Below are 19,833 nucleotides of genomic sequence, written 5' to 3' on the forward strand. Positions count from 1 at the left end.
CTACCGGATAGCCCGGCGCCGGGCCGCGCTCAGCGTTGCCCAAGGTCGATTCTCACCGGACGGATGTTCCAGATCTGACTACAGTACTCGCTGATCGCACGGTCCGACGAAAACTTGCCGGCGCGTGCGGTGTTGAGGATGGACATGTGAGTCCAGTGCCGCACGTCCTGCCAGGCGGCGCTCACGCGCTCCTGACACGCCACGTAGTCGGCGTAGTCGGCTAGCACGAGAAACGGATCGGATTGCAGCAGATTCTCGACCAGCGGCCGGAACATCTCGCGATCGCCGCGTGAGAATTGCCCGTCGGCGATCAGCTTCAGCACTTCCCGCAGTTCGGCGTTGCCGTTCGCATAGTCGGCAGGGCGATAGCCGTCGCGCTTGACCTGCTCGACCTGATCCGCGCTTAAACCGAAAAGAAAGAAATTCTCCTCGCCGACCTGTTCGCGGATCTCCACGTTGGCGCCATCCAGCGTTCCGATTGTCAACGCGCCGTTCATCATGAACTTCATGTTGCCGGTGCCCGACGCCTCCTTGCCGGCCGTCGAAATCTGCTCGGAGAGGTCCGCCGCCGGGTAGATGTAATGTGCGTTCTTCACGTTGAAGTCGGGAAAGAACACGACTTTCAGTCGATCGTTCACTAGCGGGTCATTGTTGACCACTTCTGCCACGCCATTGATCAGGCGGATGATCAGCTTGGCCATCGCATAGCCCGGCGCCGCCTTTCCGCCAAACACAAAGCAGCGAGGTGCAAGCGTCAATTGAGGATTGTTACGCAGACGTTGATAAAGCCCGATGATGAAGAGCGCATTCAAATGCTGGCGCTTGTATTCATGGATCCGCTTGACCTGAACGTCGAACAACGCACCGGGGTTCACGACGATGCCCGTCGCGCTGTGAATTCGTGCGGTGAGAGCTTCCTTGTTCGATAGTTTGACGCGGCGCCACCGCTCCTGGAATGCAGCATCGTCGGCGCGCGCTTCGAGGCCACGAAGCTGTGTGGGGTCGGTGACCCAATCCTTCCCCACTGTTTCATCCAGCAGCCGCGCAAGCTGCGGATTGCACAGCAGCATGAAGCGGCGTGGCGTGACGCCGTTCGTGACATTGAAAAAACGTTCGGGCCACATCTCGGCAAAATCCCGCATCACTGTCTGCTTGAGGAGCGCGGAATGCAGCGCGGCGACTCCGTTCACGGCGTGACTGCCGACAGTCGCCAGGTGCGCCATGCGCACCCGCTTGTCGCCCCGCTCGTCGATCAGCGACATGCGCGCCACGCGCGCCTCGTCACCGCCATAGCGTTGCCGCACCTCGTCGAGAAAACGGCGGTTGATTTCGTAGATGATCTCGAGCAGGCGCGGCAACAGGTTTCGAAACAGCGGCAGCCCCCAGGTCTCGAGTGCCTCCGGCAGCAGCGTATGGTTGGTATAGGCCAGTGAGCGCCGGGTCATGTCCCAGGCCTCGTCCCAAGGCACCTGCCGTTCGTCCACCAGCAGACGCATCAACTCGGCGACAGCAATGGACGGATGCGTGTCGTTGAGTTGGGCCACGAACATGTCGGCGAAGCGCTCCGTCGGCTCGCCCTTGAGATCGAGCAGCCGCAGCATGTCCTGTAGCGAACATGAAACGAAGAAATACTGCTGTGCGAGGCGCAACCGCTTGCCGGCTTCCGGCTCGTCGTTTGGATAAAGCACCTTAGAGAGCGTTTCGGAGATCACCTTGTCCTGCACGGCCTGGTAATAGTCGCCGGCGTTGAAGTCCTGCAGATCGAACGACTCCACCGCCTCGCTTTTCCAAAGCCTCAACGTGTTGCATGTGTTGACGTGATAGCCTGCCACCGGAATATCGTAGGCCACGCCCTTGACCTTGTTCGCCGCGACCCAGCGAACTTGAAGCCGGCCCTGCGCGTCAGTCGTGCTCTCGGTGTGGCCGCCGAAGGCCACATAAAATGCCACGTCCGGACGCACGATCTCCCACGGATTGCCCATTTGCAGCCACTTGTCGGTCACTTCCACCTGCCAGGCGTCGCGGATCTCCTGATCGAAAATGCCGAACTCATAACGGATGCCGTACCCGATCGCGGGGATTTCAAGCGCGGCGAGCGAGTCGAGGTAACAGGCGGCGAGCCGGCCGAGTCCGCCGTTGCCGAGCCCCGGTTCTTCCTCCTGCGCGAGTATCGTGTCGAAGTCCTGACCGAGTGCCTGCATGGCGGCGCGCGCGTTGGCCTCGATGCCGAGGCTGACCAGGTTATTGCCGAGCTGCGGCCCGATCAGAAATTCGGCGGATAGATAGCAGGCGACCCTCACCTCATGTGCGGCATGAGTTTGCACAGTCGCCACCCAGCGTTCCAGCATACGGTCTCGCACGCTGTACGCCAGTGCCATGTACCAGTCGTGCGGGGTCGCAATGGCCGGATAACGTGCCTGCAGGCAGATGAGGTTGTCGACGATGTCGCGTTGCAGCGCGTCGGCATCCATTCCAGTTCGCGCCAGTCCGGCACTGTGGAACGTGCTGGTGGTCGGGTTGGTGGGCGAGTCGGCGGGCGAGTCGGCGGTCATGGTCTTTCCCTTTTCCAATACCCAGTTCTGGATAGCACGCTCGTATCGCGCATTCGATCGGTCAAGCTTTGCGCTGCGCTCGCGCCGCAGGGACACTCAGTCTGGCCAGACCCAGTCGGTGATCTCGGCGCGGTCGATGCCATGCGTGTGCGCATAGTTCAGGTTGCTGATAATCGCGTTCTTCATATCTTCCCTGAGATGCGCCGTCCTTCCCTGCAATCGCGGCACGCGGTCGAGAACATCGATGACAAGATTGAACCGGTCCACCTGATTGAGGATCGCGAGTTCGAGAGGCGTGTTGATGTTGCCCTTCTCCTTGTAACCGCGAACGTGCAGATTCTCATGGTTGCGGAAACGATAGGCGAGCTTGTGGATCAGCCACGGGTAGCCGTGAAAGTTGAAGATGACAGGCTTGTTCACCGTGAACAGGCTGTCGAACTCGCGCGCGGTCGAGCCATGCGGGTGTTCGCTCGCCGGCTGCATCCTGAACAGGTCCACCACGTTCACGAAGCGCAGCTTGAGCTCGGGCAAGCGCTCGCGCAAAATTGCCGTTGCCGCCAGCGATTCCTGAGTGGCGACATCGCCACACGAGGCCATGACGACGTCCGGCTCCTCGCCCTCGTCATTGCTTGCGCGCCGCCAGACACCCAGGCCCTTCGCGCAATGCACGATCGCTTCGTCGATCGTGGTGAACTGCAAGTGCTTCTGCTTGTCCGCCACGATGACGTTGATGCAGTCGGTCGAGCGCAAACATTGATCGGCTACCACGAGCAGCGTATTCGCGTCCGGAGGCAGGTAAACCCGCGTGACGGAAGGCGCCTTGTTGGTCACGAGGTCGATGAAACCGGGGTCCTGATGCGAGAAACCGTTGTGGTCCTGCCGCCACACGGTCGACGACAACAGGATGTTCTGCGACGACACCGACGCTCGCCACGGCACATGGTTCTTGCAGATGTCCAGCCATTTGGCGTGCTGGTTGAACATCGAATCGACCACATGCGCGAATGCCTCGTACGTATGGAAGAAACCGTGTCGCCCTGAAAGCAGGTAGCCCTCGAGCCATCCCACCAGCGTATGCTCCGAGAGCATTTCCATCACGCGGCCGTCTCGCGCCAATTCGCCGCCGTCCTCGTCCTCCGGCAGCAGATCGGCCATCCAGATCTTCTTGCTGGCTTCGTAGATGGATTGGAGCCGGTTAGAAGCTGTCTCGTCAGGGCCGAACACGCGGAAGGTATTCATGTTCTTGCGCATCGTGTCGCGCAGGAATTCGCCGAGCGGCCGGGTGTTCTCATACAGCACCTGGCCTGCGCGACTGACGTCCACCGCATAGGAACGGAAGTCGGGCAGCTTCAGTTCCCTGCGCAATACCCCGCCGTTGGCATGCGGATTGGCGCTGATGCGCCGTGGTCCCACGGGCGCGAGATCTCGCAGTTGAGGAATCAGCCGCCCGTCGGAATCGAACAGTTCCTCGGCTTTGTAACTGCGCAGCCAGCTTTCCAGAAGCCTCAGATTCGCGGGATTGCTACGTACCTCGGAGAATGGCACCTGATGCGATCGCCACGAGCCCTCCGCCTTGTGCCCGTTGACCTCTTTGGGTCCGGTCCACCCTTTTGGCGAACGCAGCACGATCATCGGCCAGCGGGGCCGCTCGACCTGCGCACCTGAGCGCGCCCTGTCATGGATAGCGCGAATCTCCGAAATCACGGCGTCGAGCGTGCTGGCCATCTTCTGATGCATCTCTGCATGGTCCGAGCCTTCGACAAAAAACGGCTTATAGCCATAGCCCACGAACAGCGCCTCGAGTTCCTCGTGGCTGACGCGCGCGAGGACGGTCGGGTTGGCTATCTTGTAGCCATTCAGATTGAGAATCGGCAGGACGGTGCCGTCGCGAGCCGGATTGACGAACTTGTTGGAATGCCAGGCCGTGGCTAACGGGCCGGTCTCCGCTTCGCCATCGCCGACTACGCAGGCAACGATGAGATCCGGGTTGTCGAATGCGGCGCCGTATGCATGCGACAGGCTGTAGCCCAGTTCGCCGCCTTCATGGATCGAACCGGGCGTTTCCGGCGTGACGTGAGAGCCGATGTGGCCCGGAAACGAGAATTGCTTGAAGAACTTCTGCATACCCTCCGCGTCTTCGCTCTTGTCCGGATACACCTCGGAGTAGGTGCCCTCCAGATAGGCGGGGCCGAGCACGCCAGGCGCACCATGCCCGGGGCCGGCCATGAAGATCACGTCGAGGTCGTCGCGTTTGATCATCCGGTTCAAATGCGCCCAGACGAACGAAAGCGCCGGACTCGCGCCCCAATGCCCCAGTAGGCGCTGCTTCACGTGCTCGGCCTTCAACGGCTCTCTCAGCAACGGGTTGTCTATCAGATAGATCATTCCGACCGAGAGGTAATTGCATGCCCGCCACCAGGCATCGACCAGTCGAAGTTCATCTGCACTGAGGGCAGCCGTTTGCGAAGCGCCCGCGGCGTATTGCTCGCTCATAACGTAGTCTCCTGAACAGCAGGTTTCATCGAGACGCGTGCAAATGCGAATGGGCCGCAGCATCTACGCGTCCTGATGATTTTTCGCGCCGCCCCGCACTTATAGCCAGTCTCTAGCGCTATCTTTTGTGAAGTACTTAAAGTCTTCACAGCGATTGATGAGGTCCTGTTGAAAGTGCGGAAGGTAATGCGGCGACTCAGTTCCGATCGTGTGACAAGTGCTATGCAACGGTGCGACGGGCAAGCGGCGCATAGCATCGAAGCCCGCACCTGTGCGACGCTTCGCATCTCCAGGAGATGACGCAGCGACGATCTCAAAACGAGCCTACTAGTCTCGCGTGGCAACTTAAATAGGCCTTTGGTCCAACAAGCGCGGGGAAACGCGCAGCGCTCGCGCTGCACGCATCGGTAGGACCAAGGTCCGATGTTCGCGGCCCATCGCGCTGATAAGCTGCACATACTGCGTATGCACGCCTCGCGTATATCCGGAAGCGGCCGGCCGTTGTTGCGCCTGGCCCGTTGCTGCGGCTATTGAGCCGTGTGGTGTGGTGGCATTTACAGAACCCGAACCTAGCTGGTTGTTGCAACTGGTTTGGGCGATAAGCGGGAGCGCTCTTGGCAACTTCCTGCGCCCGGTTTTCGCTCGGCGAGGGGGACGCTGGGCGTGGACTTCATGTTAGCCGTGCAATGACGTCAAGCCGCAGGCGACCAGGAGCGCTGATTGAATCGCCGCCAAGACCAGTTTGACTAGATGCAGGTTTCAGGACATTGCCCATTGAAGACGACACGATGCCCGCAGGAGTGCCGTGCCACCGACCAAAAGAGCAATTCCCAATGCCGGCAGGATAAGCGGCAGACCAAGCAGCACGGACGTCAGACCGCGCGCGATATCAAGTATTGAGTAGCGAGAGCGCCCGCGGTGAAAAACACGTTATTTGCCTGCCGGCATATCCATGCAGCGACTGCTTGCCGGAAAGACGCCGCAAAGGATGAGGGCGCCGCCATCCGCCGCAGGCCCCATGAAGGGTCTACAAGTTGTGCGTTCCAAGGCGTCGTGATTAATCGGGGGAACAGCGATGATTTCATCGTGTGAGGGTCGGTCTCACGAACGCGGGGACGACGAGGTCGGTCGCGGCGGGTCCTTGAAAAGCATCGATGTGAACTTCAGGCGCTTCGTACTCTTGAGCGTCTGCATGTTGTTGCTACCGTTGACCGGCTGCCCATATTACGCCGCGCCGCCCGGCACCGTTGTCACCGTCCCGGCCAGCTTCGACCGCTCGTTCTCCGCGGCAGCGGGCGCAATGCGCGACGAAGGTCTGGCGATCAGCGTCCAGGATCCAGGCACCGGCACCGTCGTCGGCGAACTGGACGGCAGCAGGGTGACGGCGAGCGTGCGCCAGCAACCCGATGGCAGCGTCGTCGTGCAGTTCAATTCGCCCACGCGCAACCCTACGCTGCTCGATCGCATTTCCCGCGGCTACGACCGGAGAATGGGGCGGTGATCGCACTCACATGAAGTGACCTGCCGATGAATGTCGCCGGCGAAGGCGACGCAAAGTAAGCGTTGTAGTTTTCACAAGTTGTCGGTTCGTCGTCGTTTTCAGTAAGCCTTATTAGTTTCAAGGAGCAGCCATGTCTTCGTGGAACCATCGATGGGCCACAGCGCCGTGGCTGTGGCTGCTCGTCGCGCTGACCCTGGGAGCGGGTGTCGCGCGCGCCCAGACCGATCAGCCGCCGCCGCGCGAGCCCTTCAAGCCGGAAGAGATCGAAGCGCTGGTCGCGCCGATCGCCCTTTACCCGGACTCCGTTTTGTCGCAAGTACTGATGGCGTCGACCTACCCGCTTGAAATCGTGCATGCGGCGCGCTGGGTCAAGAGCAATCCGAAAGTCACGGGCGACGCTGCCGTGAAGGCAGTCGCGAACGAGCCGTGGGACGTCAGCGTGAAATCGATGGTGGCCTTCCCGCAAATTCTCGAACCCATGAACGACAAGCTGGACTGGACCCAGAAGCTCGGCGACGCGTTCCTCGCGCAGCAGAAAGACGTGCTCGCCGCTGTGCAGCGTCTGCGCGCCCGCGCGAAGGAGTCGGGCAACCTCAAGTCGAACGAACAGCAGAATGTGATCGTCGAAGCGGCGCCCGCTGGCGGGCAGACCATCGTGAAGATCGAGCCCGCCAATCCGCAGGTCATCTACGTGCCCGCATACAACCCGACGGCCGTGTACGGTTCGTGGAGTTATCCGGCCTATCCGCCCACCTACTGGCCGCCCTACCCGGCCTACTATCCAGGCGCGGCGCTGGCAACGGGTTTTGCGTGGGGCGTCGGACTCGCCGCCGCCGGTGCGATCTTCGGCAATGCCAACTGGAGCGGCGGCGACGTCAATATCAATGTCAACAAGGCCGCGAACATCGATCGCAACTTCGACCGCACGAAGGTCGAAGGCGGACGCTGGCAGCACGACGGCAGCCATCGTCAAGGGGTCGCGTATCGCGACAACGCGACCCGTGACAAGTACTCGCGCAACGTCGGCGGCGCTGAGGGCCGCAACGATTTCCGCGGACGCGATACGACGGGCGGCGGGCGCGCCAACACGGCGGACCGAGGCCAGCGCACCGACCGATCGGGCGCAGGCGATCGCGCCGGAACGGCGGATCGGTCGAATGCGAATAATCGAGGGGCAGCCGCGGACCGATCGAACGCAAACGCGGGTAATCGCGCGGGGAGCGCGGATCGGTCGACGGCCGGCGAGCGCGGCGGCGTCTCGAACCGCGCTGGCGCGGGCGACCTGTCACGCACCAGCGAGCGTGCGGGCGGCGCCAGTGGCGGCTTCAGCGGGGGCCGCGACAACGCCTTTCAGGGCGTCGGCGCAGGCGGCGCGACGCAACGCAGCGCCGACCGTGGACGCTCCAGCATGCAAGGCTCGGGCTTCAGCCGACCTGGCGGCGGCGGCACGCGGGCCGGCGGAGGCGGCGGCGCACGCGGTGGCCGACGCTAGAGGGCGTCGATCCATGACATCACCACGACGATTTAGTGCGCACACAGTGATGGGTGCACCGCCTACCGTCGCGCTCGCGTGCCCGCTGGGCGCCTGATCATCGCGCGGATAGTCGCACTACCGGCGACAACATTCCGACGCCCATGGATGTGTAGGACTTTAGTCCAATTGCCGTGGTATGCGGCGGCCTTCACGATTCAAGCGACGACGTAAAGTCGGATGGCCAGTCGCGCGCCTTCGAGAGGGAAACGGTTGCAGCGCGGAACAAAGCGCCGTTTTTTCACGCCACGCAGCACAGGAAATGTCTGCAGATCACACGTTCTTCGATCCGCGTGAGCAGGTACGCCCAGGCGAGCCTGACTCCCAATATCGACGTCCACATCATGGCCTGAGCGGTAAATTCTGGAAATTGGAGCGAGGCATCATGGCAGACGTATGGATAGGCAATGTGCAAGACGACACATCGGACGATGAGATAAGGGAATTTCTCATCAAGTACGGGTTCCCGTCATTCGACGCGATCAGGCGTGTCGAGGGAACGGGCACGCGGCCCGCCGTCGTGGTGACTTTTCACGACACGTCTCCGGATGCTTTACGGAATCTGCAATCGCGGATCCACAACATGTTCTGGAAGAATCGGACCATCGTCGTGCAGGTCATGCCAGAGCGCGACGACAGCTAAGCGCAAAAATATTTCAGTTCGTGGCTCAGGCCGCGGTGCGGCCTGCCCGCATACGCCAAGACGGCATTTGAGTCGGTGCCTGCTTCGGCCTGCTCCAATGCATCATTGCGTGCCGGCAATCCTCGCCTACATGCCGCCAAATGGCTTCTTCACGGCCAGCTTGTTAGTCACGGACGTGACCCCGTCAACCGCTTTTGCGATATCGGCGACCTGTCCGATCTGCGCCGCGTCCGTGACCGTGCCGTTCAATGTCACCGCACCGTCTTTTGCGATGACGCTGATATCTCCGGCGCGGATCTCCTTGTGTTTGCCGATCGCGGCATAGACCTTCCTGCGTAGCGCGCGATCCGCTTTTCTGCCCGTGGCCGGTGCTGCGCTTCCCGATGCTGCACTCGCCGACCCTCCAGGTGCACTAGCCATCTCGCTTGCCTGTGACCATGCGTTGGTTGAAAGCGGAACGATCAACGTGGCGACGGCCATTATGAGAACGCGAATAGATTTCATGGATTTACCCCGGTCGATAAGAATGAAGCAATCAGAACGTATGGCGGATGCCGACCATCGCCGCCGTCGTGGACATCCCCGGTGCGACCGGAGCTCCATAGATGATCGTCTGGTTCATGGTCCCTTTGTTGTCGACGTAGCCGACCTGTGCGTACGCCTTGGTCCGAGCGGACACGTTGTACTCCGCCCCCAAAGAGAATTCGCCCGAATGATTTGCTGAATGATTTCGATCCTTCAGATAGTAGAAACCTGAAGTGACCTTGAATCGCGGGCTGAATTGATAACCGAGCCCGGCCGATGCCATTTCAAAGTTCACGGTGTCACTTCTGGCCGGATTCTTACCCACGCCGTACGAGCCTGAAATCGAAAATCCCGCGATCGAGTACAGCGCGCCAAAGTAATAAAAGCGGTTGTTGGCCTGCCCCGTCGCTACCGCCGCCGGAGTTGCAGGATAAGTAATCGGATACGGATTGGTATCGTGTCCGTTGTAGTACACGGCGGATAAATTCAGACCGTAATTCGAATACTTGAGCACGGCCGACTCGCGTGTGCCACCCTGGAACTGGCCCGCGACGCCTCCCGGTGCATACTCGAGTGCGAGCGACGCACCGTAGAATTTCGGCGACGTGTAGACCAACGCGTTGCTGTCATACAGCGCGCCGATCGGCGCGTTCGTGCTCGTGCCAGGCCAGCCCGCCGCCTGATTCACACCGAGCCATGCGGTCAGGATACTTCCGAAATACTGTGCGCCGCGAACGTCGGTTTCCGCCATTGCATAGATCATCGGAATGATCTGGCGGCCGGCGTCGAATGAGCCGAACGGCCCGGACGCGCCAATCATCGCGTACTGATTGAAGATCGCGGTGGTGCCCGGCGTGTCAGGCAGCCCCATCTTGCCGTTCGAGCTGTTGAACGAGCCCTGCAGCCTGAAGTTGATCTTGTATCCGCCACCGATATCTTCGCTTCCCTTCAAGCCCCAGAAGCTCGCGTAGATGCCGCCATCCTTCAGTTGATAGACATGCCCCTGATTGCGCGCGGTCGGCAGGAACGTCGCCGCCGAGGTGCTCTGATAGAGCAGGCCACTGTCGAGTACGCCGTAGAGCGTAACCGTCGATTGCGCATGGGCGGCAACCGCGAACAATAACAGCGCCGCGGCGCCGCTCAACTTCAATTTCATTCTGTGTCTCCAATGTTGTGCCGGACATGGCCGGCTTTTTTTTCTGTTGCTCGAACGAAGCTGCGCTGATAACCCGGCGTGTCAGTTCGGTAAAAAATAATCCGCGAATTGCTCCCGCAACCGGTGCTTGAGCACTTTGCCGGTCGCGCCGTATGGAACGGAGTCAACGAATACCACCGCGTCGGGCGTCCACCACTTCGCTACCCGTCCATCAAAGAACGCCAGTAGTTCGTCCTGGGTGAGCGCGCTGCCCGGCTTTTTAACGACCACCAGCAGCGGCCGCTCGTCCCACTTCGAATGTCGCGCGCCGATACAGACCGCAGCCGTAACCTTGGGATGCAGGTACGCGACGTTTTCGATTTCGACGGAGCTAATCCATTCGCCGCCGGATTTGATGACGTCTTTGCTACGGTCCGTGATTTGCATGAAACCGTCGCGATCGATTTTCGCCACATCGCCGGTCGGAAACCATCCGTCACGCAGCGGCGACTCATCGTCGCTACCGAAGTACTGCCTCGTGACCCACGGGCCCCGTACCAGCAGGTCGCCAGTCGCGTTGCCGTCCCAAGGCAACTCTTCGCCGTCGGGGCCGGCGATTTTCATGTCGATACCGAACACCGCACGTCCCTGCTTTGCCTGGACCGCGTAACGATCCGCCTGCGTCAGCGTAAGCTGATGCGCCTTGAGACTGCATACGGTGCCGACCGGACTCAACTCCGTCATGCCCCATGCGTGCAACACGTCGACACCATGGCGCTCCTGGAATGCTGCGGACATAGCGGTCGGGCAGGGAGCGCCGCCAATCACCGTGCGCCGCATCGACGAGAACGCTCGCCCGAGCGCGTCGACGTGAGCGAGCAGTCCTTGCCAGACGGTCGGCACGCCCGCAGATAACGTCACCTGTTCGGTCTCGATCAGCTCATAAAGTGATTCGCCGTCGAGCGCGGGCCCCGGAAACACCAGTTTCGCGCCCACCATGCAAGCGATGTACGGCAGCCCCCACGCATTCACATGGAACATCGGCACGACCGGCAGGATGGAGTCGCGCGCCGAGCAGTTCAGCGAATCGGGCAACGCGGCCGCGTAGGTATGCAATACGGTCGAGCGGTGGCTGTACAGCACACCTTTCGGATTGCCCGTGGTGCCTGACGTGTAACACAGCGACGACGCACTGTTCTCGTCGAGCAGCGGCCAGTCGAAAACGTCGCTATTGGCGTCGATCAGATCCTCATAACACATCAGCTTCGTGGACAGACTGTGCGTCTGCGGCATATTCGCGCGATCCGTCATGGCTACGAAGACCTTGGCGCTTTTGACGCGTGACGCGACGCTTTCGATCAGCGGCAGAAATGTCAGATCGAAGAACACGACGCGATCTTCCGCATGATCGATGATGTACGCCAGTTGCTCGACGTGAAGCCGGGGATTAAGCGTATGCAACACCGCCCCCGAGCCTGACGCCGCAAAGTACATCTCCATGTGCCGGTAGCCGTTCCACGCCAAAGTCGCGACGCGCTCGCCCGACTGCACACCGAGACCTGCCAGCGCGTTGGCCATGCGGCGCGCGCGTTGCGCGAGATCGCGGTATTGGTACCGGTGGATGTCTCCTTCTACTCGCCGCGACACAATTTCCTGTGCGCCGTGATGGCGTTCAGCATGCACGAGCAGCGAAGCGACCAGCAGCGGTTGCTCCATCATCAAGCCTTGCATTCTTTGTTCTCCTGAGTGACTGCAGTGGCACGCGCGCCGGTTCCTCTGCCACACAACCGGCATACGTCGTGACAACTTCCGTTCCTTCAATTTCGGGTGGCCGAAACCATGAGCGCAGCGATGACTTCGGGCGAGTGAACGCCCGAGAACGTGTATCCCGTGCTGAACACGAAGTGCGGCACGCCCCTCACTCGCGACTGGTGGCGCGATACGCGTCGACCGATCCCATCGACGCGGCCCACCCATTGCGTCAAATGCGTCTTGAGACTTTCGCCATCCAGACCGCAGTCCCGTCCGAGACGCTCGAGAACCTCGCGGTCTCCAATGTCCTCACCTTCCAGAAAGTAGGCCGCTAGCACGCGATCGACCAGTGTCGCGCGTTGCGCTTCGTCGAGATGGTTCGCAGCAAAGGCGACCAGTTCGTGCGCAGCGGCGGTGTTGGGCAACACGCTGATCCGATCGAATGCAAAGTCGATACCGGCTTCGCTTCCAGCTAGCTGCACTTCTGCGCGCCTAGCGATCACGGCTTCCGGACCGCCGAGGCGCTCGCAACAGACATCCTGATACGGCAGGCCATTGGGTGGCGTGTACGGAAGGAGTTGATGGGACCGCCATCGCACCTTCACCTGTGAGTCGGGCCGCAGTCCGCCAAAGACGGCTATGGCTTTCTCCAGATTGCGTTTCCCGATCAGACACCACGGGCAGATGAAATCGAAAAAGGCGTCGATTGTCAGATTGGGCTTCGAATCGACTTGCCGACCCACTTTGTCTTCAACGTGCCGTTCAGTTTGGACGATCCAGTTCTGATCACACAAGTTCATCGATCAGTGTCTCCGCCATCGCCCACACACCAAAACCCGCCGCGGGATTGAGGTGCCCCACTTCGCCGAGATCGACGAGGCGACTGCCCCAGTCGGTCGCCATTGCAGATACGCGATCAAACTGCGCAAGCGGATCATTGCGGCTCGCCCCGACGATGCTCGGGACCGGCAAGCGTTTGCGCGGTATCGGATGCCAGCCGTTTTCGGCCAGTGCATCGATAGTCGGATAACCGGCCGGCAGCGGCGTATCGAGATCGGCCGGCGTGGCGAGCAACGCACCGTGAATCTCGCGGTTGTGCTGCTGTGCCCATTGAACCGTAATCATCACGCCCGCGCTGTGAGCGACAAGGATTACTGGGCCGTCGATTTTCGCGAGCGCTGTGTCAAGCGCGGCAACGCGTGCCGCGCAACTGAGCTTGTCGTGTTCGAGCGGCGGCACCGAGATTGCATTGGGCAACTTTTGCTGCAACAGGGTTTGCCAGTGGTCCGAAACGTGGTCGCGCAAACCCGGGACCATCAGAATGGTCGGTTTTGTATCGGTAGTCATAAAGCGGTCTTCTTTGCGGTTAGTACGGCTTGTCGCCGATAATTCCCGCTCGTTCCATCTTGCGGTGACATGGCGGATAGTCCATCACCGCATAATGCTGCGTGCTGCGGTTGTCCCAGATGGCGATGCTGTTCTTCTGCCAGCGCCAGCGCACCTGGTATTCCGGGATATAGGCCTGACTGATCAGATAGCGCAGCAAATCGCCCGAACCCGGGTTAGCGTCCTGCCCGAAGCGCACGCGATCCGGCGTGTGGTAGTTGGTGAAATGCGTGGTGAAAGCATTCACGAACAGAATCTTCTCGCCAGTCTCGGGATGCGTGCGCACGACCGGATGTTCGGCGTCCGGAAACTGCGCCTTGAGTGCGTGCCGCTTCTCGATCGGCATCGCGGCACCAAAGCTCGCTTCGATGCTGTGTCGCGCGCGCAGGTCGGCAATCTGTGTCTTGATGTGCTCCGGCAGATTATCGTAAGCGAGTGCCATATTCGCCCACATCGTGTCGCCTCCAACCGGCGGGCACTCGACGCACCGAAGGACCGCGCCGAAAGGCGGCGCTTCGCGCCAGGTGGCGTCCGCGTGCCATGCGTTTTCGTAACGGTCGTTAGGTTGATCCGGAGTCTTGTAAATGCGCACGAGACCAGGGCACTCGGGATCGCTACCTGCGACCGGGTGATCTTCCAGGTCGCCAAAGCGGCGGGCGAACGCTACATGCTCGGCGCGTGAGATGTTCTGTCCGCGCAGGAACAGCACGCGATGTTTCAACAGTGCCGCCCGGATCTCGCTAAACAGGCCGTTGTCGTGAATGGCGTCGGCGAGATTGACGCCGACTAGTTCTGCGCCGATTGCGCATGTCAATGGTTCAACGTGCATCACTGGCTCCCTAGATAACGAAGACGGACGAACCCGTCGTCTTGCGCGATTCAAGATCTCGATGCGCCTGCACCGCGTCCTCCAATGCGTAACGCTGGTTCAGCTCGATCCTGATGCGGCCTGCAGCAACATGTCCGAATATCTCCGCGGCGAGTTCATTCTTCTCCGCAGGGTCGGCAATGTAGTCTGCTAGCGCCGGACGAGTCAGGAAAAGCGATCCCTTCATTGCAAGAATCTGCGGATTGAACGGCGGGATCGGACCCGACGCCGTGCCGACGCACACCATCAACCCCCGACGCTTGAGCGAGTCGAGTGATGACTCGAAGGTGTCCTTGCCGACGCTGTCGAACACCACATTCACGCCGACGCCGTCGGTCAGCTCGCGCACGCGTTTCGCGACGTCATCCCGGCTGTAATTAATGACGTGATCGCAACCATGCGCCAGTGCCACTTCACCCTTGGCTTCGGTCGACACGGTGCCGATCACGGTGAGCCCAAGCAGCTTCGCCCATTGCGACACGATCAGACCGACACCGCCGGCAGCGGCGTGCAGAAGGATGGTGTCGCCCTTTCTGAAGTCGTGAATGCGGCGCATGAGGTAGGCACACGTCAGGCCGCGCATGGTCATGCCGGCGGCCGTTTCGCACGAGATTGCCTCGGGCAGCTTGATGAGAGGCGCAGCCGGGATCAGCCGTTCGGTACTGTAGGCGCCCAGGGTATTGACGAAGCCCGTGTAAGTCACGCGGTCGCCTGGCGCGACGTTCGCGACGCCGGCGCCAACGGCCTCGACGATGCCTGCGGCTTCGACGCCCATGCCCGCAGGCATCGGCACCGGATACAAACCGCTGCGGAAGTAGGTATCCGCGAAATTGAGGCCAATCGCCTCGTGGCGCAAACGGACCTGCCCGGGGCCGGGATCGCCCACTTCGACCTCTTCATAACGCAAGACTTCGGGACCACCGGTCTCATGGAAGCGAATCGCTCTAGCCATGTTCAATCTCCTATCCATTACTCAACTGCAAAATGAAATTCGCGCGCCGAAGGTCAGGACCTCTGCTCAGCGTACGGCCCGCTCGCGCAGGGCATCCAGACGATCGAGATCACCGGCGTAGCTCCGCTTGCCGATGAAAAATGCAATAGCCGCGACGAGAGGCGCAAACGGCACTAGCTGCAGTGCGCCGAGCAAGCCAATCCGGTCGGCGATGAATCCCGTCAGAATGGCGGCGGGCGCCAGACCCAGCAGATTGTTTGCCAGTGTCAGTGTGGCAAACGCCGACGCGTGAATAGACGGCGGCGTGAGGTTAGCCACCATCGCGCCGGAAGGCCCGCTTCCACCGGCGCTGAAAAACATGCCGAGGCCGATCACCGCGAGTTGCAGCGGACCCGCAGGCATGCGCAAACCAATGATAAGTAGCGCGAAACAAATCAGGCAGAAAGCAATCGCGGCAACCCATTTCCTTTCCCGTGCGCGCTTGCTGAGCCGGTCGGCCAGATTCCCACACACCACCATGCCAAGCCCGGTAATCAGCACGAATACAGCAGCACTCATCGCGGCCTTACTGACAGGCATGCCGTAGTAGCGATTCAGGAAGCTCGGCATCCAGGCCCACATCGCGGCGGGAACCAGCAGATGGATGCCACTGCCGACATACGCGCACACTACCGATCTGGTGGAGAAAAGCCCTTTCATCAGCGCGCGCAGACTCATGCGCACGCCCAGACCTTGTACGTGTCTGCCTACGTTTGCCGGCTGAAGCCGCGCAAGCCGTTTCTCGGTGACGATGAACCGATAGACGATTACCAGTACGAGACCTAGGGCCGCCATCGTGCCGAACGCCGAGCGCCAGCCTAGATGAGCCGCCACTGTGCCGCCCAGCGCCATCCCCAGCACCGAACCAAACGCGCCGCCGGCCATGAACGTACCCGTGAGCGTGGAGCGCAGCCGCGCCGGAAATATGCTCAGCACGACCGCAATGCCGACGCTGCCGTACGCCGCCTCACCGATACCGACGAAAGCGCGGGCGATCAGCATTTCACCGTGGTTCGTCGCGAGCGCGCAGCCTAATGTTGCAAGACTCCACATCGCCGCCATCAGCACGATGCTCTTCACGCGCCCCCAGCGGTCCGCGAGTACCGATAACGGGAAGGTGAGCACGCCGACCATCAATGCAACCACGCTGCTCAGCGAACCGAGTTGGGTGTCCGACAAAGCCCAGCTTGCCTTGAGCAGCGGAAAGACGGCATTCAGTACCTGCCGTGACATGTAATCGGAAAGCAGCAATCCTACGGTCAACGCAAAAACCACCCACGCATAGGCGCGGACGTCCGCTTCTTTTACCGGAACATCGCCTGTTGTGTGTTCTACATGCTGCATCAGCATAGTTGTCTCCTCCGCGTCTGGCTCGTTAGCGGTCGTCTTTAGATGACAGCGCAAAGGCTCATTCACCATGACTGCTTCACCCTGCCCTGCGCCTGTCAAAAATCAGCACCTTCAAAAGCCCAGCACGCTTCACCATCAGCGGGGTGCCTTCATCTCACCGCACGAGGCGGCACTTTCGACGCTCGCAAGGCCAGGTTCGAATCGACCGAGGCATAGTGAATGTCGTGATTGCAAGATACGGGAATCGCGCAATACAATTTAATGATTAGGCGCCATTCTTTTACGAATACACGCCGCTTAGTGAAAACACCGATGCTTGACGCAGTCGGCGATCAGCAGTCCATGAGCGGACGGCAAAGCGTTCGCTGCCACGAAGGGAAACGCAATGGAGACGATGCTGCGGTCGGTTGCGATGAGCGGTTATTTCGATGTAACGCGGCGGTTCGGACTCAACCCCGTGGAGCTCGCGCAACAGGTCGGGCTAGATCCGGCCGCGCTTGCAAATCCGGACAGTCGCGTTGCGGCAGCCGCGTGCTGCCGGCTGCTGGAACTCACGGCGAGGCTGGCGTCGTCTCCAACGTTTGCTCTGCAAATGGCCGAAACCCGCCATCAGTTTGGGACAGGCGTGGTCAATGTTCTGCTCGCGCACAAACGCACGTTGCGAGACGTGCTGCTAGCCGCAGCCGAGTACCGCCATCTGCTCAACGAAGCACTTGCAGTTTATGTCGAAGACGCCGGTGCAACAGTCACGATTCGCGAAGAACTCGTCGTTGATGCAGGTACTCCGACGAATCAGGCGATCGAACTCGCACTCGGAGTTCTCGCTCGCCATTCCAGCGCTCTGCTCGGCGTCCACTGGAAACCGCGCAGCGTTCACTTCACGCACGCCGGTCCCGCCGATCTGACGTTTCACCGACGTTTCTTTGGCTGTCCGATGCAGTTCGGCAGCGACTTCAACGGGTTCGTGTGCGCAGCGGCCGATCTCGACTATCCGAATCCGGCTGCGGACCCGGAACTCGTGCGCTACGCGGAAAGCCTCGCGGCACCACTGAAGCAAGCCGGGACGGATTCGACAGCTCTGGAAGTTCGCAAGGCAATCTACCTGCTACTGCCTCTGGAGCAAGGCACCGTCGAGCCGGTTGCCCGCCATCTGGGTCTGAGTGTACGCACGATGCAGCGCCAGTTGGAATTGGTCGAGACAAGTTTCTCAGACCTGGTCGACGAAGTACGGCGAGAACTTGCCGTTCGCTACATGAGCAACTCGCGCTATCCGGTAGGACGTGTGGCGGCGCTGCTCGGTTATAGCCAGCAGGGTTCGTTCACAAACTGGTTCAGGTCGCGTTTCGGCATGGCGCCGCGCGACTGGAGAAACAGGCAGGCAAAATGACCGGCACTGTCTGCACCGCCCCGTTTCCGGCTCCAGATGAATTGGGCCGCCATGCATCGCCGTGGCCTGCAGCATCAGAACTGTCGGGCGTTGCTTCTGTATGGACGCACCGCAGGACGCGGTCCGGCAGGCGCAGTTGAATACACCGTGCGCCCTGCCGGCCGGTGCGTGCGCCGGCGCGAGTTGCCCTACCGCGTTCAGACGGCCTTGCGCAGGAAGCCTTGAGTGCCACCGTTTCGGTTAGGCGCGAAACCGTTGGCCAGCAGCGTCTCCTCCACGGTATCGTAGAACACGCCGATCTTGCTTATGTCGCGCGCCTCCTGGGCGGTGGCGATATTGCGGCCGAACTCGCGTGAAATGCGCACCAGTTGCTCGATCTGCTCGACGGAGCTCATCTTCCGCGTGCGCGACTGGTTCCACAGGTTGTCCTCGATGCCGCAGCGCACGTGCAGGCCCATCGCGATACCCATCATGTTGACCGGCAACACATTGCGCATCGAGCTTTCCACTGTCAGCACCGCGCCGTCAGGCGTAGCGCGCACGAAGTTGGCAAGGTTATAGATATTCGGCGCGTCCATGCCGCCGCCGATGGCCACCCAGTTCATCACCAGCGGACCCTTGTAAACGCCGCGCCGGATCAACCGCTCGACCGACTCGAAGCTATTGATGTTGTAGCACTGAAAAGCGCTCTGGATCCCGGCTGCGTTCAAGCGGCGGATGTGCTCTTCGGCCCAGCCTGGCTGGGCTGGCACTGTCATCTCTTTGTACGCTTTGTAGACATTGGGATCCTCCATCGAGGTTCCCTTGACGTCGTCATCTTCCCAATGTTCGACGACGTTCATCTGCGAAGTATTGATCGTCACCGTGACCTGATCGGGTTTTGGATCGAGCTCGGCCAGCATGTGGCGCGTGTCGTCGCTCAGCCATTTGGCCGCGGCACCTTCGGTCTCGGGAGCGAAGCTGATCGAGCCGCCCACCTGGATAATCATCTCTGGCACTGCGTTGCGAACGCCAGCAATCAGTTCATTGAATTTCGACAACCGCTTGCTGCCTTTGCCGTCAAGTTCGCGGACGTGCAGGTGCAGTACGGTGGCGCCGGCGTTGTAGCAATCCACTGCCTTCTGGATTTGCTGTTCAATGGTGACCGGGATATCTTCGGGGAAGTCGGAAGGCACCCAGGATGGCGCATATGGCGCCGCTGTAATGATCAGCGGTTGCTGGTTTTCAGTGTAGAGGGAACCGTCGAGGAAGTTCATGGCAGGGTCTCAAAAGGCAGGTTACGGAGGCGGACAGAGATTGGGCTGCTGAGTGCGTGTTGTTGACGAGGTTCTCGCCCAGCATCGGCATCTCTCCTTTCCGCGAAAACTAATGGAACGTTCGCCTTCGCGTCAGACGCGGCAAAAACGAACTCGTCCGACGAAGATACCGTGACCTCAAAACGCGATTTGCCTTTGGGCGCCATAGATTTGTGATTCGATGCCACTACGTGTTTACGCCAACTCGCTGCATATTCAAGTAGGAAGTTGAGTCGTGGCGGATTTGCCAGAGCGATAAGAAGTTATCGAGCGCCTCGGTGGCGAACTTGCCGTCGCGCCAGCGCACATGAGGGGATTTGGAAGGGATGTGTGATCGGCCGCCGGAAGGCAAGCGCGAATGTCGTGCGCAGATGCGGCCGGCGCCGCATCCTGCGGTCCTTCAGTCATGCTGCTAAACAGGAGC

At 60.7% G+C, this 19,833-nt stretch carries 15 protein-coding genes; 4 read left to right on the forward strand and 11 right to left on the reverse strand.

What is annotated here, in order from left to right:
• Positions 1-29: 29 nt before the first annotated feature.
• Both BCA01S_RS22075 and BCA01S_RS22080 read right to left on the reverse strand, forming a co-directional pair.
• Positions 30-2,471, reverse strand: a complete 2,442-nt coding sequence (locus BCA01S_RS22075) for a glycogen/starch/alpha-glucan phosphorylase (protein ID WP_042319153.1) — start codon at positions 2,469-2,471, stop codon at positions 30-32.
• Positions 2,472-2,648: 177 nt separating this feature from the next.
• Positions 2,649-5,045: a phosphoketolase family protein gene (locus BCA01S_RS22080; RefSeq protein ID WP_027778795.1), complete on the reverse strand. Its 2,397-nt coding sequence runs from the start codon at positions 5,043-5,045 to the stop codon at positions 2,649-2,651.
• Positions 5,046-6,237: 1,192 nt separating this feature from the next.
• On the opposite strand from BCA01S_RS22080, the gene BCA01S_RS22085 reads away from it, so the two are divergent.
• The 3 genes from BCA01S_RS22085 (at position 6,238) to BCA01S_RS22100 (ending at position 8,720) form a co-directional block, all read left to right on the forward strand.
• Positions 6,238-6,546 (forward strand): hypothetical protein, encoded by a 309-nt coding sequence (locus BCA01S_RS22085; RefSeq protein ID WP_027778796.1) that lies wholly within the window; start codon positions 6,238-6,240, stop codon positions 6,544-6,546.
• Positions 6,547-6,676: 130 nt separating this feature from the next.
• On the forward strand, positions 6,677-8,038 hold the full coding sequence (locus tag BCA01S_RS22090; protein WP_027778797.1) for a DUF3300 domain-containing protein: 1,362 nt from the start codon (positions 6,677-6,679) through the stop codon (positions 8,036-8,038).
• Positions 8,039-8,462: 424 nt separating this feature from the next.
• Positions 8,463-8,720: an RNA recognition motif domain-containing protein gene (locus BCA01S_RS22100; RefSeq protein WP_027778799.1), complete on the forward strand. Its 258-nt coding sequence runs from the start codon at positions 8,463-8,465 to the stop codon at positions 8,718-8,720.
• A gap of 126 nt (positions 8,721-8,846) precedes the next feature.
• Here the strand turns inward: BCA01S_RS22100 and BCA01S_RS22105 are convergent, their stop codons facing one another.
• The 8 genes from BCA01S_RS22105 to BCA01S_RS22140 all read right to left on the reverse strand — a co-directional run bounded on the left by BCA01S_RS22105 (position 8,847) and on the right by BCA01S_RS22140 (position 16,727).
• Entirely contained in the window at positions 8,847-9,224 is a 378-nt protein-coding gene (locus tag BCA01S_RS22105; protein ID WP_027778800.1) for a BON domain-containing protein, read from the reverse strand.
• 31 nt (positions 9,225-9,255) lie between these two features.
• Entirely contained in the window at positions 9,256-10,401 is a 1,146-nt protein-coding gene (locus tag BCA01S_RS22110; protein ID WP_027778801.1) for a porin, read from the reverse strand.
• Between the two features lie 81 nt (positions 10,402-10,482).
• Complete coding sequence (locus BCA01S_RS22115) at positions 10,483-12,111, reverse strand: 3-(methylthio)propionyl-CoA ligase (RefSeq protein WP_027778802.1); 1,629 nt, start codon at positions 12,109-12,111, stop codon at positions 10,483-10,485.
• Between the two features lie 86 nt (positions 12,112-12,197).
• The gene (locus tag BCA01S_RS22120; RefSeq protein WP_042319109.1) at positions 12,198-12,932 is read right to left on the reverse strand and encodes a DsbA family oxidoreductase; all 735 of its coding nucleotides are present in this window, start codon (positions 12,930-12,932) and stop codon (positions 12,198-12,200) included.
• Positions 12,919-13,479 (reverse strand): RBBP9/YdeN family alpha/beta hydrolase, encoded by a 561-nt coding sequence (locus tag BCA01S_RS22125; RefSeq protein WP_027778804.1) that lies wholly within the window; start codon positions 13,477-13,479, stop codon positions 12,919-12,921. The genes BCA01S_RS22120 and BCA01S_RS22125 overlap by 14 nt, the downstream gene beginning before the upstream one ends.
• A 19-nt stretch (positions 13,480-13,498) precedes the next feature.
• Entirely contained in the window at positions 13,499-14,347 is an 849-nt protein-coding gene (locus BCA01S_RS22130; protein ID WP_027778805.1) for a TauD/TfdA dioxygenase family protein, read from the reverse strand.
• Between the two features lie 10 nt (positions 14,348-14,357).
• Entirely contained in the window at positions 14,358-15,338 is a 981-nt protein-coding gene (locus BCA01S_RS22135; RefSeq protein WP_027778806.1) for a quinone oxidoreductase family protein, read from the reverse strand.
• Between the two features lie 66 nt (positions 15,339-15,404).
• The gene (locus BCA01S_RS22140; protein ID WP_027778807.1) at positions 15,405-16,727 is read right to left on the reverse strand and encodes an MFS transporter; all 1,323 of its coding nucleotides are present in this window, start codon (positions 16,725-16,727) and stop codon (positions 15,405-15,407) included.
• A 385-nt stretch (positions 16,728-17,112) separates the two neighbouring features.
• Here BCA01S_RS22140 and BCA01S_RS22145 point away from each other — a divergent pair, with 385 nt between their 5' ends.
• On the forward strand, positions 17,113-18,114 hold the full coding sequence (locus BCA01S_RS22145; protein WP_027778808.1) for an AraC family transcriptional regulator: 1,002 nt from the start codon (positions 17,113-17,115) through the stop codon (positions 18,112-18,114).
• Positions 18,115-18,311: 197 nt separating this feature from the next.
• Here the strand turns inward: BCA01S_RS22145 and BCA01S_RS22150 are convergent, their stop codons facing one another.
• A complete protein-coding gene (locus BCA01S_RS22150; protein WP_027778809.1) occupies positions 18,312-19,370 on the reverse strand; it encodes a beta-keto acid cleavage family enzyme in 1,059 nt (352 codons plus the stop codon).
• Positions 19,371-19,833: the final 463 nt, after the last annotated feature.

The sequence above is a fragment of the Paraburkholderia caledonica NBRC 102488 genome (genome assembly GCF_000685095.1).
GTDB lineage: Bacteria > Pseudomonadota > Gammaproteobacteria > Burkholderiales > Burkholderiaceae > Paraburkholderia > Paraburkholderia caledonica.

Bases quoted from the DNA above. Each gene is read 5' to 3' on its own strand.
- BCA01S_RS22085 (WP_027778796.1), top strand. From the start codon at position 6,238: ATGTTGTTGCTACCGTTGACCGGCTGCCCATATTACGCCGCGCCGCCC.
- BCA01S_RS22135 (WP_027778806.1), bottom strand. From the start codon at position 15,338: ATGGCTAGAGCGATTCGCTTCCATGAGACCGGTGGTCCCGAAGTCTTG.
- BCA01S_RS22075 (WP_042319153.1), bottom strand. From the start codon at position 2,471: ATGGATGCCGACGCGCTGCAACGCGACATCGTCGACAACCTCATCTGC.
- BCA01S_RS22090 (WP_027778797.1), top strand. From the start codon at position 6,677: ATGTCTTCGTGGAACCATCGATGGGCCACAGCGCCGTGGCTGTGGCTG.
- BCA01S_RS22145 (WP_027778808.1), top strand. From the start codon at position 17,113: ATGGAGACGATGCTGCGGTCGGTTGCGATGAGCGGTTATTTCGATGTA.
- BCA01S_RS22150 (WP_027778809.1), bottom strand. From the start codon at position 19,370: ATGAACTTCCTCGACGGTTCCCTCTACACTGAAAACCAGCAACCGCTG.
- BCA01S_RS22105 (WP_027778800.1), bottom strand. From the start codon at position 9,224: ATGAAATCTATTCGCGTTCTCATAATGGCCGTCGCCACGTTGATCGTT.
- BCA01S_RS22100 (WP_027778799.1), top strand. From the start codon at position 8,463: ATGGCAGACGTATGGATAGGCAATGTGCAAGACGACACATCGGACGAT.
- BCA01S_RS22120 (WP_042319109.1), bottom strand. From the start codon at position 12,932: ATGAACTTGTGTGATCAGAACTGGATCGTCCAAACTGAACGGCACGTT.
- BCA01S_RS22125 (WP_027778804.1), bottom strand. From the start codon at position 13,479: ATGACTACCGATACAAAACCGACCATTCTGATGGTCCCGGGTTTGCGC.
- BCA01S_RS22110 (WP_027778801.1), bottom strand. From the start codon at position 10,401: ATGAAATTGAAGTTGAGCGGCGCCGCGGCGCTGTTATTGTTCGCGGTT.
- BCA01S_RS22080 (WP_027778795.1), bottom strand. From the start codon at position 5,045: ATGAGCGAGCAATACGCCGCGGGCGCTTCGCAAACGGCTGCCCTCAGT.
- BCA01S_RS22130 (WP_027778805.1), bottom strand. From the start codon at position 14,347: ATGCACGTTGAACCATTGACATGCGCAATCGGCGCAGAACTAGTCGGC.
- BCA01S_RS22115 (WP_027778802.1), bottom strand. From the start codon at position 12,111: ATGCAAGGCTTGATGATGGAGCAACCGCTGCTGGTCGCTTCGCTGCTC.
- BCA01S_RS22140 (WP_027778807.1), bottom strand. From the start codon at position 16,727: ATGCTGATGCAGCATGTAGAACACACAACAGGCGATGTTCCGGTAAAA.